11 protein-coding genes are annotated in these 12,857 nt (G+C 40.9%); all 11 read right to left on the reverse strand.

All coding sequences use genetic code 11. The annotated features are described in order from the left end of the window. Nucleotides 1-12 precede the first annotated feature (12 nt). The 11 genes from NST45_RS17530 to NST45_RS17580 all read right to left on the reverse strand — a co-directional run bounded on the left by NST45_RS17530 (nucleotide 13) and on the right by NST45_RS17580 (nucleotide 12,857). Complete coding sequence (locus NST45_RS17530; RefSeq protein ID WP_076296046.1) at nucleotides 13-1,251, reverse strand: RICIN domain-containing protein; 1,239 nt, start codon at nucleotides 1,249-1,251, stop codon at nucleotides 13-15. 177 nt (nucleotides 1,252-1,428) lie between these two features. After that, complete coding sequence (locus NST45_RS17535; protein WP_339823337.1) at nucleotides 1,429-2,169, reverse strand: hypothetical protein; 741 nt, start codon at nucleotides 2,167-2,169, stop codon at nucleotides 1,429-1,431. A gap of 493 nt (nucleotides 2,170-2,662) precedes the next feature. Beyond that, nucleotides 2,663-3,307: a hypothetical protein gene (locus NST45_RS17540; RefSeq protein WP_036679224.1), complete on the reverse strand. Its 645-nt coding sequence runs from the start codon at nucleotides 3,305-3,307 to the stop codon at nucleotides 2,663-2,665. A gap of 143 nt (nucleotides 3,308-3,450) precedes the next feature. Beyond that, complete coding sequence (locus tag NST45_RS17545; RefSeq protein ID WP_051491057.1) at nucleotides 3,451-3,972, reverse strand: hypothetical protein; 522 nt, start codon at nucleotides 3,970-3,972, stop codon at nucleotides 3,451-3,453. Nucleotides 3,973-3,993: 21 nt separating this feature from the next. Further along, complete coding sequence (locus NST45_RS17550; protein WP_339823340.1) at nucleotides 3,994-4,455, reverse strand: FMN-binding protein; 462 nt, start codon at nucleotides 4,453-4,455, stop codon at nucleotides 3,994-3,996. 90 nt (nucleotides 4,456-4,545) lie between these two features. Continuing rightward, nucleotides 4,546-5,124 (reverse strand): TetR/AcrR family transcriptional regulator, encoded by a 579-nt coding sequence (locus NST45_RS17555; protein WP_339823343.1) that lies wholly within the window; start codon nucleotides 5,122-5,124, stop codon nucleotides 4,546-4,548. 174 nt (nucleotides 5,125-5,298) lie between these two features. Further along, the gene (locus tag NST45_RS17560) at nucleotides 5,299-6,840 is read right to left on the reverse strand and encodes a glycoside hydrolase family 32 protein (protein WP_036679416.1); all 1,542 of its coding nucleotides are present in this window, start codon (nucleotides 6,838-6,840) and stop codon (nucleotides 5,299-5,301) included. Between the two features lie 103 nt (nucleotides 6,841-6,943). Further along, the gene (locus NST45_RS17565; protein WP_339826194.1) at nucleotides 6,944-8,428 is read right to left on the reverse strand and encodes a glycoside hydrolase family 68 protein; all 1,485 of its coding nucleotides are present in this window, start codon (nucleotides 8,426-8,428) and stop codon (nucleotides 6,944-6,946) included. Between the two features lie 138 nt (nucleotides 8,429-8,566). After that, nucleotides 8,567-9,844, reverse strand: coding sequence for an ABC transporter substrate-binding protein (locus NST45_RS17570; RefSeq protein ID WP_339211727.1), 1,278 nt, complete (start codon nucleotides 9,842-9,844; stop codon nucleotides 8,567-8,569). A gap of 29 nt (nucleotides 9,845-9,873) precedes the next feature. Next, nucleotides 9,874-11,070 (reverse strand): helix-turn-helix domain-containing protein, encoded by a 1,197-nt coding sequence (locus NST45_RS17575; RefSeq protein ID WP_076296044.1) that lies wholly within the window; start codon nucleotides 11,068-11,070, stop codon nucleotides 9,874-9,876. 5 nt (nucleotides 11,071-11,075) lie between these two features. Further along, the gene (locus NST45_RS17580) at nucleotides 11,076-12,857 is read right to left on the reverse strand and encodes a histidine kinase (RefSeq protein WP_339823346.1); all 1,782 of its coding nucleotides are present in this window, start codon (nucleotides 12,855-12,857) and stop codon (nucleotides 11,076-11,078) included.

Consider the following 12,857-nt stretch of genomic DNA (forward strand, 5'->3'; position numbering starts at 1 on the left):
GGCGGCATTTCTTTAGTTCACTTTCGTAAAAAACCATTTCTGAGCATCACTCCCGTTATCCGTCCACTGCTGGACAGCTGCGCCATCGGCTGTTGATGCTCCGGATACATCCATGGCTAATCCGCTCACTTTTGAAATAAGCTTATAATAGCCCCCTCCAACATCAATAATGCTCCATCGCTGAGCGTTGGTACCATTGTCATCCCACTGCTGCAGCTGTACACCGCTCGCGGTCGATGAGTTCGGCACATCCAACACTTTTCCACTATGCACTGCCGTAAGCTTGTAATAACCGTCGCCTGTACTCTCCACTTTAAATTTCTGATTATTGGCAGTGTAATTGGTCCATTGCTGCATTTTCGCCCCGCTTGCTGTGGATACATCCACTACGTCCAGAACCTTACCACTAGCCTTGTCAGCTAAAGTGTAAATTCCACCACTAACAATGCTTGAGGTAGGCGCAGCCTGATACACACGTACGTAATCAACCAGCATTTGAGCTGGGAAAGCAGTTGAAGCATTTGGACTTCCCGGCCAATTTCCACCCACGGCAAGGTTTAGCAGGATGAAGAAAGGTTTCTGGAACTCCTCCGTATTTCCGGTTCCGTTCTCAATATAAAAAGCATTAAACGGGTTGCCGTCTACAAACCATCTTATATAATTCGCATCCCATTCCACGCTGTACACATGGTACTGTGAGAAATCGAGGTTACTAGATACCTGACCGTACTCGGCATGCCCATTGGCATCCCAATGTACCGTCCCGTTAACAAAAGCATTATTGTTCACACGCTCCATAATGTCCGTTTCCCCAGATTTCGGCCAACCCACTGAATCAATATTCGCCCCAAGCATCCAAAATGCTGGCCAGAGTCCCTGTCCTGAAGGTAATTTGATTCTAGCTTCGATTTTTCCGTAGGTGAAGCTTTTGAGTCCCTGTGTTTTGATCCGTGCAGAGGTATAATTCATCCCCCCATACGACTCCTTTTGTGCAGTAATCACTAAATTCCCACCCGTTACCTGCAGGTTCTGCGGACGACTGGTATAATACTGAAGCTCATTGTTTCCCCAACCTCCGCTACCCGTACCTATTTCCGCCGACCAATTATTAGTGTTCAGAGAATTCCCATCAAATTCATCACTCCATGCCAGATTCCAGCTTGATGCCGCGCTTGAACTCCCTGTAGGTACCCAAGCAATTAATAGGGTGAACAGCAGAAATAGACTTAACATTTTTCCTTTTCGTAACATCGTCTTTTCCTCCTACTGATTTCATTGCGCGGCGCGCTCGCACATTTGAAACCGGTTTCGAATAATGGATAAAACAAAACGTTATCCCATAAACAGCTATAACAGCCAGAGTCAGGTTAACGCCTCGCTTCATTTGATGTGTACGTCTTTTCTAAACGCAATATGCCAACATTTCGATTAAAGGGACCATTTTCCATAGTTCTGCATGCTTAATGTCCAGGTTTTCTCTGCGTATTTTACCGTCGCCATACTCTCTGAGAGCGTCCATGCGATACCAACATACTGGTCCTTTTGATCGTCAAGGAATGATTTCCAATGTTGTCCCCCGTCTATCGTTATATATAACAATGTATGTTCATTTTCAGCGGGCCGAGTAATTAAGATTCCTTGATCCTTCGTAAGAAAGAGGGGAGGATAAGCATAGATTTGCGAGTTTACTAACTCATCCGGCACTGTGACTGTCTGTTCACTCCAGGTAACTCCACCGTCCATTGTTTTATATAAACCAACCTTTCCCTCCCATGGAGCATTCGTTGTAATCCAGCCTTCTTTTTCATTAACAAAAGTAAGTCCCGATTTCACCCCGCTAGGAAGAGTACTTCGTGCTTGTAAGCTATCCCCCATCTCCTTCCAAGTCTCTCCCCCATCACTAGTTGCATAAAGCTCCATATCTTCACGTGACATTCCTTGAAAATGATAGACCGCTTTCCAACCTATATTTTTGTTGAGGAACACAGTATCTTCTCTGCGGTTATCTGAAGAATCAGTATCAGAATTCAAATTTGTATTTGGATTAGGATTAGGAGAAGGAGAAGGAGAAGTTTCCTGATTAGAAGTTGGATGAGGGATTGGAGTGGAATTGGAACAACCAGATGCTAGCACTGCAGCAATTAGTAGTATTGAAACTAGATATTTCATCTTGTTACCACACCTTCTGTTATTTTTCTGAAAAAGTATAGTGGTGCTGTACATATAGCTTGGTCCGCAAACGTATTCAGTAAATGAAATTTTATCCTAAAATATCTGAAAAGTATTTACAGTTTCTTTATATAATCCAGCAACACCAAGGCCTATCGGACCGAGGAGACGTTATTGGTTCAATTTCAAGAGAATTCTTCTGTTAACGGACTGAGATGCAACTCTTTGGCTAATTCTCCTACTTTTATCGGCGATAAACAGACAATAAGGGCTATACGGTCCTTGAGTTCGGTAAATGGAGCTAAAAAGCAAAGATAAGCGCTATACAATCCGAAGATGATGTGAACGAAACCTTCAAGCAGCAGGTTATCAGCCTATAGTAGATATGAATGAATTCATTGAGCAAGGATCTACTCTTTGAATGTCAAAAGAAAAAGAAACGGCATTTCTGCCGTTTCTTTGGGTTATGGATGGTCAGGGCTCAGAGCCTGTTTTACTCCAATCCATGTTCTCTGCGGATGTTATACATACCCTGAACAAGCAGCTCAGATGGATCCCGGTTCAATTGCAAATGGGTCAGCAACAGATGAAGCGGGAATGCACATACGTTATTCCCATCGGTGATCGCTGGAAATCCAGCCTCGAAGACTGGTCCCAATTTCTCGTTCCAAGCTAGCCCGACATGCACTTTTTCTGGAGCAAATTCTTGGGTAATTTCCTCAATACAAAGCGGAACTAACACATTGTCAATGATCCCTTTTGCTTCTTCTTCACTTGCTGGTGGTTTTGGAAGTGTTTTGCCTCCCTCAATTTTCATCAGCTCAACGAAGAATGAGGCCATCCATGCTGCCGGATCCTTACCCGACTGGAATCTTGCAATTAACTCGCGCAGAAAAAATCCGCAGGAATACACCTGATCTAATTCAGTTTTCACGTGAAAAACAAAAACAGGACCGTAGGCTTCCATGTTCAATACTTGTCCTTCAACATCTTTAAAGTGTACTCTCAATGCTACAAGGCCGTTATGGTGAACAGCCTTTAGCAGCTGTGCCATATCCTCTTCAGACATTTCTGTATTATCATTTACTTCCTCATTCTCATTTGTTATTTCATTTTCATTAGTCGTCTCATTGTTCATTTTATAATTCCCTCCCATACCTATCATACCATCTAGCGAATTGAACGAACACTTTATAATAGAACAATTTCTACCAGATTGCAGAGAAAACAAAAAAACGGCAGCTTTGCCGTTTCTCTGTTCGTCTCGCTGGAGCTCAATAGCTAGATCATATCCCTTACTTTCTTCACTATTTTACCAGTTAATTGATTAATATCCCCCTCATTTAACTTATAAGCTGAGGTATCTTTACGTGCAGGTTTGTGATCTGCCGATATCAGATCTGCGATATGCTGCTCGATGAATACAACAGGATCTGCTCCAGTTCTTTTTCTGAGCTCCCCTGGCACCTTCGGATTTGGACCGTCAGCTCCGCCACTGATTGAAAGGTAACCATACTTTTGCGGATTTTTCTTCAAATCCTTTAAATAGGCACGGAGCGGTGTGGCCACTTTCCCCATCCAAACCGGTCCAAAAAATAGGATAATATCATATTTTCCTATTTGCTCAGGCTTCGGTTGAACCAACGGTATCCTGTCAAAAATCATATCGAAGGTAATCCTACCGAGTGTTCGGGGTTTGGCTTCCGAGATTCGGATATGTTCAGCCGACAACGCATTCGCCACACTCCTTGCTAATGCTTCATTATTACCTGTGAATGAATACGAAATGACTGCAATGTTCATATAAATTCTCCTTAAAATGAATTATTTCGTCTCCGCCTGCTGTAGGGCATTTTCGAGTGCCTTAAGATGTGTTTTAGAGGTAAGCGTTGCCCCGCTGATAACGTCCACCTGAAGAGACTGCGATTCAATCACATTACTAAACAAATCACCAATGCCTAGACCATCCTTCAGTTCAGCAGGGTTCCCTGTTTTGTCCAAGGCACCTTTGAGTATTTTGATATCTGTCAGCCGTTCAGCAGATATTATTGCCCTCACCTTGGTATCTCTGGAATGATCTTTGATGCCAATGTATTCCCCCACATAGGTACCCTCCCGCAGATTCTGTATATCTATGACGTTGATAGTAAGCTGCTGAACCTCATGCCTTCCCGGAGCAGTCAAGAGAATACCACCTATCCAACCTATGACTGTAATTACGCATAGAATGCTGAGAATAATAATGCATTTATTGAATTTTCGCTTTTTTCCTCTTCTCTTACTCACCTGCTTGCCTCCTTCCTTTGGATTTCAATTTCGAATGAATATTTAATTATTCATTCATTTTACAAGAAAAAAAACTGCACCATAAGTGTATTAGGGGCAGTCTGTCAAACCCTTCATAATTAGTTCCAGCATATTGTCCAAAAGTTGTGGAAAATACTCCAGCCCGATTTCTTCCTTGTGGGTTTCCACATTAATCATTGCGCCGAAAATCATCATAATCATTTTACTATCCATATCGCTGCGCATTTTACCATCGGCTTGCCACTGCTTAATGATTTCATGGAAGCTATCATACAAGAAGTCGTTTACCTGAATGTTGGTTTCTTCCCGGTACAACTGTTCGATTTTTGCGAAAACACTTTTGTTATACCATTCCTTAAGAATGGGGTTGGCTATCATACCTTCCAAATTAAGCGCCATCATCTGCCGTATTACTGCCAGTGGGCTTTGGCTCATATCGAGCGATTGCATACAGCTTTTTTTGAGCTTTTCGTTTTCCTCTAAAAAAATATCCATAAAAAGCTTTTCCTTAGAGGGATAATAGTTGTAAAAACTTCCTACAGCTATTCCAGCCATTTTGGTAATGCCAGAAACATTAGTATCTTTAAAGCCTTTATTGCTAAATAGCTCTTTCGCGCATTCGTATATCTTTGTTTTTTTGTCTTCCACTTTTCGTCTCTCCGTGAATGAATAATTATTTTTTCATTCATATCATAGTGTTAACAGCTTGGTATGTCAATGCAAAAATAGATCACCAAAAGCATTAACATCTATAGCATCACCCAAATTAGGTTGGAGTGCCCTCTTATTGCGCAAGAATTAGAAAAATTCTGACTAATCATTCTAATCTTTGCCAAAATGCTTAATTACAACATTATTAAAAATCGCGGTGCCACCTTCAGAAAACAAGGTAATGCCTTGATCATTTATTTCCGGGAAGATTTCATTAGAAAATACAATTTCACCATCATCTATAAAAACTTCAATACTTGTTCTATCCACAAGGATCTTCAGATGCACTTTTTTCTTGTTCACATCAAAGGGGGCCTTGCTTTCAAGATATCTGTCACTCTCATCAGGTTGTCCAGTGAAGGCTCTATTAACATAAGAATATTGTCCTTCAACAAACACTCCTACGTCCACGTGGCGCGTCTTATCTGCGGATTCACGAAGTCTTAAGCCTACATTGGTACTCTCTGACCAAGATAGATCTGCATCGAGCTGGTAATTTTCGCCTGTGATATCAAGTGTTGACGAGCCGTTCACTTTTATTTGTTGCAAGGAATCCGTTGAAGTTACCATTTGATCTAATGCTTCGATGGGCTGTGATACTAACTGATACGACTGCTCTTCATCTCGTTTTAATTTTATTTGACGTACGATTGAATCCATTCCGTTAAAACCTTCGTTAAGATTGGGGGTAACATGAGGGTAATCCCAATTATTCATCCAGGCCAAAGCATATCGATGATTGTATTGATCCTTGTCCTTTCCCTCTTCAAAAGTCACAGCACCATACCAATCAAATCCATAATCTAGCCACTGTGGTTCATGATAATCCGTGATAAATTCATTCCCATTAAAATCTCCAGTCCAGTAGGCATACGTGTTGGGTTTACCTATCGACTTACCATTTGCACTGACCCCAAGAACCCATCTATAAGTGCCATCATTCGCCCGCATCATATAGAAGTCAGGACACTCCACAATTCCGATATTTTCTGTTTCGAAGCCGCTTGTGTAGTGCCAATCCTTTAAATTGTCAGACTCGTAAAAGCCCACTTTCGTACCTTCGGCTAGTGTCATCACCCATTTATGAGAATGTTGATCCCATATTACCTTCGGGTCTCTGAAATCTTCTGTGCCCGGATTTGGCAAAATAGGATCATCACTATAAGATTTAAACGTCAGCCCACGATCCGTACTGAACCATAAATATTGTTCTTGCTTCCCCGCCTCTGCAGAGGGCTGTGTTAAAATCGCCACAATTGCCCCTTCGCCAAAACCTGCTGTATTGCTATCGTCAACAACAACAGATCCTGACCAGGGATCACCATTGGGTGTTGTATATTTTGGAATCGCAACGCCTTCATCTGTCCAGCTCACCAAATCCGTTGATGTGGCATGTCTCCATTCTGTACCATTTCCATCCGGGTAATCAGCATTATAGAGATAATAGTAATGATATTTACCATCAAAATAAATGGGCTTCTGCGGATCGTTTTTCCAATGCTCAGGTACAGTGAAATGATAGCTAGCCCGAGTGGTAGGTTTATGATCAGGAACGTCGGTCCCCGGCTTATTCTTCTCTCCAGCGCCATAAGTTACTAATACTATTGTCACAATACAAATTAAACAAAGGATTAATATAGTGATTCCTATCATTTTTTTCTTATTCAAAATATACCTCGCTTTTTTAACATTGCTAATCTTAGCTTATAAAAAGAAAAGTAAACGCCAACTACATTGGCATTTACTTTGTAAATAATTAATACGGTTTGTTACCTTTAAGTGTCAATTGCCCTTGTTCCAAAATGCTGTTCGGTACAACTGAAGTCTTGGAGCCTTTAATATTCAGCACAAAGCTTGGAGCAAAAGTGGAATGATGATCCCCAAAGTAACCTCTATTCGTCATGTAACTTGTGATGACTACATTATTCCCTTTCACTTGCGGAATCGCAAAGTGAGCATAAGTCCAGGTAATATCATAAGGATTAAGATCTTGATGAAGGACAAGTCCTGTAGCATTTAATGGTTTATACGGTCCGTTTAAAGAATTAGATACGTACCCGAGCATGTAGATGTCTTCATCATCAATGCCATCAATGAACATTTTAGAACCTCTTGAGCTTGTGAACAGATACCACTTGCCATTCAATTTAAATATGTTCGCACGTTCAATTTCATCTGTCACGGTATTGGAGGCAAGTAGCGGCTTCATTTCTTTTTTGAATGTATAATCATTATTTAATTCAATGATACCGAGCGCACCATTCGCGGTTTCCGCAGATGTTTTGTCAGCACTGCTTAGTAATTTCTTTTTCTCCGCTTGGAAGAAGGCATTGCTATTACCATAATAAGCTTTGTTAAAGAGAGATTCTTCACCCTGGTAACCCGTAGTTGTCCCTGTATTTGCTTCAAACACAAGATACTTGTGGCCTTTATCCTCCACATAGTGAGGATCTCTTAAGGTATGATTATCGTCGTAATCGCCTTTGCTGAAACCGGTGATATCAAGACTTTGATAAATTTCACCTTGATTACCGTCATAGATGGATTTCATATCTTCTACGCCATCAATCTTAAGGGTATCCCCATCCGGGGCAGAGACATTAATTTGAGCTGTAGTTAAAGTTTGTTTCCCGTAAAATCCGCGATCTGGATCCCAAGGATGACGATTGGTGTAGAACAAGCGAACTTTGCCATCAGATGTCATGGTTGCTGAACCGGACCATTCTTCGGCTTGATTGTTTAAAACATAATCATCAGGTACAAGTTTGTCACTATCCTTAAACACCCGGCCGGCATTCTTCCAGCTGCTGATAGAGTTGTCTCCTTCTTTCTTATAGAACAAATAAATAAATGTGTCTGATCCATTATTAGGGTCGCCCGCCAGACCAAAAACAATTTGATACCCCTTATAACTTGCTACAGTTCCATCTGCATTTTGCAGCGGCCAAGTATCCCAAACATCCATTTCAATTTTGTTTCCATTCTCATCGAACTTAACGGCTGCAGGAATGTTCTTAATCGTTGAAGCATCAAATTTTGGGACTTGGAATTGATTACTATTTTGTTGTTTGGGTAATTTCAACATGTCAGCGCGAGTGATATGAGAGAAACCGTAGTCATTGTACTCCGGCTTGTTCGGCTTGTTATTTCCTTTCGCAAAGGTTTGAGTAGCTCCACCTAACATTAAAGCAGCTGTAAAGGTTAGGATTGTTGTTTGTTTAATCATTTTCTTGAAATTCATCATCTAACTCCTCTTATACTTTAAATTTGGGTTTCGATCTTCCTTTGTGCTGTTCCCCTTTTAAATTCTAATGAAGAGTAGACGTTATGAGTATGTCGTGAATTGATGCATTTACAGGGTTATATTGATTTGGTTTTATTACTTCACATGGCTATCCCACGATTTTTGAAGCTCTTGAAGCAATTGATCCCGATTGATTTGCTCTCCTACATAAGCTTGCATAAGATAGCCAAACTCCTCTCTTGCTCTGGGAGGGAATTTGAACCAATTCCAAGATAATGTTTTCTGCTCATCGACGTATCGCATAAGATCTTTTACAAGCGCTCCCGAACGGTCCGTCTCTATATTTTTAAAAGCTGAAATAAAATGAAAGCGATCCTTCATGAACTTTTTCCCTGTTTCTGAGGAAACCATCCAGTTCAAAAACTTTTTGGCTTCCTTCTTCTTTTCTGGCGAAGATTCTTTATTAACAGCCCAATTATTAGATATCCCTACTGGCAACGCATTGTTTTCGGCACCATCATTAATAGGCATGGGTAAAAAACCGATATTCATATTCGGCGATATTTGATCAATTTTAGACTGAACCCAATTCCCTTGTTTAAGAATCGCCGTTCTCCCTGTTGCAAATAACTCAACTTCCGAATTATAATCTGTTGTCAAAAAATTTTCGTTACCATATTGTACGGTCAAATCCAGCATCCGAATGACATCTTTAACTTCCTTATTCTCTCGAAAAGATTGTGTTCCGTTGTTTAACCCTTGAATAAAAGCATCCGGCTCCTCCTGTTGTGCAATAGCAATATTCAACAGAAGTACAAAAAACCAATGATCGGAATACCCAACAGAAAAAGGAGTCACACCTATAGCCTTCAGCTTTTTCGCCGCCACTTTTAATTCAGTAAACGTTGTCGGGAGAGGAGTAACCCCAGCCTTTGCGAATAAATCCTTATTATAAATAAAACCGTAGCCTTCAAAATTGATCGGCATCCCGTATATTTTCCCGTCCATCTTCATCGGTTCTAGCGCCTCGTCATAAGCCTGTTCCACCCAGGGTTGATCCGATAAATCTTCAAGATATCTACTCCATGCCCTCGCTTCTTCATAACCGCCATTTGGAAAAATATCCGGACCAACATTGGCCGCAAACCTCGCCTTTAGCTCATCAAGGTAGTTAGCTCCTCCGCCAAAGGTTAGAATTTCCACGTTAATATTCGGGTTTTCCTTTTCATATTCCTTAACCATCTGCTCGAATTCTATAGAAATTTCCACTTTAGGATTCAGTACCTCCAAAGTGACTGTCTTATCCGCTACCTTCAAATCCGCTTCCTTCAGTGGACGTGTATGCGCACCACATGAAGAAAGCGTTAGCGTAATCAACCCCACGATAATCATTTGAACCCTTTTTATTTTCATAATTCCCCCAGATGCATTCAACAATGAACTTATGTATTGGCTATCCTGACTTCCGCGTCTATTTCTCTTGCTCCCTGTGAATTACGATATTCAGCAGGCGTCATACCGACATTTTTTTTGAACAGCTTAGAGAAATAAATCTCATCTTGATACCCTAGCTTTAAGGCAATCGAGTACATCTTTTCATCCGATTCTAGTAACCACTGTTTCGCTTGATTTATTCGTAAATGAATGACGTAGTTAGTAAGAGTCATCCCTACTTCTTGCTTAAATCTCCGCGAGATATGTTCTCGGCTCAGAAAAAAACGGGTGGATAATTTGTCCAAACTTAACTCTTCCATATAATGCTCATCAACAAATGCGACAATATCATTCATACGCCTAACATCATCTAAATCCGCCAAACGATGGATTGCTCTAAAATTTTGTTCAGCCATAGACCTTTGTGCAGATTGAAAAGATAACGATATCTCTGCAAGCGATTGGATGGAAGGGCCGCTAACCAAACGAACAGGTATATCAAAATGCTGGGTAATCCATTCCTCTATCGGGAAAAACTGTCCATGAAGGGACAGAATCACACAGACATTAGGATCATTTTGAAGCGTAAATGCATTTCCCCACTCCCGTGTAGCCAGTTCTTCGGTCAAAAGCTGAATGTATGGCTCCGAATAGTGAGATTGGTAAAAATACATCATAGTAAAGTCGTATATGTCTGCCTGTGGGAGAGCCGAGGCAATTTCGCCTGCATCAAAAGCTTCACCGTTACAAGCAGCAGTAATCTCCCTGTTTAAGCGAAACATTTTTACCTCTTCATAAAATCCGGACTCCATATTGCGACGGTCTCCCTCTTCTTGTTCCCAGGCTCTCAACGCCCCTTCTATAGTTTCATTCAGCATTTTCTCTTCAATTGGCTTCATCAAATAATCAAAGCATCCCAGCTTAAACGCTTTACGCATGAAACAATAATCGTCAAACCCTGAAATCATAATCACTTTTCCCGGATAGTCTTTAGCAGCCAACCACTCGATTAACTCCATCCCGCTATTTTTGGGCATTTTGACATCTGTCATTATGATCTCTGGAGATTTCTGCTCAATCAACGCCTTAGCCTCGAGCCCATTTCTGGCTTCCAGCACTTCGGTAATCCCGTATTGTTCCCACCGTCCCAAAAAACGGATGATTTTTCTAACATTAGACTCATCATCTACAATAAGAGCTTTCATAAACGTTACTTCTCCTTTAGGTAGAGTGGAATTACTAGCCGTACAGTGAACCCTTGTCCCTGCATCGAATCTAGTTTGATTCCCGCTGTGTGATCGAAATGAAGAACCAAGCGATCATGAATGTTTTTTAACCCGATATGTGCAAAAGAAGGATTGCCTTCTTTAACCGGTGTGTAGAGATTATTTTTTAATGCCTCAAGTTCATCATCCGTCACGCTGTTTCCGTTATTTTCTACGACTAGATTCAAATATTCACCTTGTATTTCACCATAAATATGGATGTAAGCTTGTTCATAGCCCTCGTCATAACAGTGCTTAAAAAAGTTCTCAACGAGCGGCTGCAGGATCATACTAGGAACCGGAATATCAAAAATATCTTTAGGTATATCAATGGAATAGCTAAAATCAGTCTGAAAACGTTCCGCTTGAAGATTCAAATAAGCCTGTACATAATCCACTTCGCTTTGAACCGTCGCCTTCTGATCCACACGAATCGAGTACCGCATCATTTTGGATAAAGAGGTAATCAGTTGATATACTTTTGGAGATTCAGAGAGTAGGGCAACAGCTGCAATGGATTGTAAAGAATTAAATAAAAAGTGCGGATTGATCTGCGACTTTAGCGCCCTATGCTGATTTTTCCTGTTCTCTATCTCAAGCTTATACTCCCGGTCAATGTGACGGTTGATCCGATTCATCATCTCCTTGATGTGTCTTTCTAGAATACCGATTTCGTCCTCCCGCATATCGTCGAATGGGGCATTCATATTCCTCCCCTCGATACGCTGGACTTTTTGACTAAGCAATTTTATCGGCCGTGTAAATCCATATGAAATGATTGTTATCATTATCAAGCCCAGTCCACCTACAACCACACCTACAATGATGTTTGTATAGGCGGTTTTCCTTACATCTTCAAATAAAAAAGAGCTCGGGGTTACCTTAGCAAAATGCCACTCTTTTATCGGTTCCTGCAATGTTCTAGTAAACACAATATCTCCTTCTGGAGATTTAGTATCTGCCTGTGCCGGACTTATTTTCCTTTGCAGTTCATCGGGAACGGTTTTGCCTATCCATGTTTCATCACTGGCGTAAATGACATGATCCTCCGCATCGGAAAGCCACACGCTCTCTTTATTTTTCTGTAGAAAATGATTAGCGATATGAGCAATCTTGTCCAAATCAATATCCATAGTGATGACGCCCAGAAATTCCTGCGTTAGGACATCCACAATTTTGTGATGAACCGTCAAGACCATCGTTTTATCCGAAGGAGGCATAATGGAGGTATCGTTATAGTTCTCAATCAGATGCGGAGCTTCAATAAGATAATTGCTATTAGAGCTCATCAGCTTCTGAATAGAAGCTTGCTGTAATAAATCCGGATTCCTTTTACGGGAACTTAACATGGCATTATAAACTGTAAATGAGCTTTTCCCTTCGTTTATGAATAAACGGATCTGACGAATTTCACTCCTCATGAGATAGAAGTTAGTCATACCCTTATTAATTTCAAGCTGCTTAAAATAAAAATCTTCTTCTAACCCTTCTTCAAACACCCTGAATAAGTCTGGATTTCGGTATAAAATATATGGAAGATTAATGATTTCATCAAAATAATGCTCTAGATCGGCTGACGCCTGCTGAATTTGCTCATGGCTGTTCTCAAGTTCATGTCGTTCCACATTCTCTTTCGTCTGCCGATAGATCAACAACACGGATAAAAAATACGGTAGAATTATAAACACAAGCAGCAAGAATAATAAGCGCTTATGAATGCTTTTCAA

Source organism: Paenibacillus sp. FSL R7-0163 (assembly GCF_037969975.1).
In the GTDB taxonomy this organism is placed as follows: domain Bacteria; phylum Bacillota; class Bacilli; order Paenibacillales; family Paenibacillaceae; genus Paenibacillus_AQ; species Paenibacillus_AQ odorifer.

Coding starts and splice junctions, on each gene's coding strand:
- NST45_RS17545 (WP_051491057.1), bottom strand. CDS start 3,972: ATGAACATTGCAGTCATTTCGTATTCATTCACAGGTAATAATGAAGCA.
- NST45_RS17560 (WP_036679416.1), bottom strand. CDS start 6,840: ATGATAGGAATCACTATATTAATCCTTTGTTTAATTTGTATTGTGACA.
- NST45_RS17535 (WP_339823337.1), bottom strand. CDS start 2,169: ATGAAATATCTAGTTTCAATACTACTAATTGCTGCAGTGCTAGCATCT.
- NST45_RS17570 (WP_339211727.1), bottom strand. CDS start 9,844: ATGAAAATAAAAAGGGTTCAAATGATTATCGTGGGGTTGATTACGCTA.
- NST45_RS17565 (WP_339826194.1), bottom strand. CDS start 8,428: ATGAATTTCAAGAAAATGATTAAACAAACAACAATCCTAACCTTTACA.
- NST45_RS17530 (WP_076296046.1), bottom strand. CDS start 1,251: ATGTTACGAAAAGGAAAAATGTTAAGTCTATTTCTGCTGTTCACCCTA.
- NST45_RS17540 (WP_036679224.1), bottom strand. CDS start 3,307: ATGAACAATGAGACGACTAATGAAAATGAAATAACAAATGAGAATGAG.
- NST45_RS17575 (WP_076296044.1), bottom strand. CDS start 11,070: ATGAAAGCTCTTATTGTAGATGATGAGTCTAATGTTAGAAAAATCATC.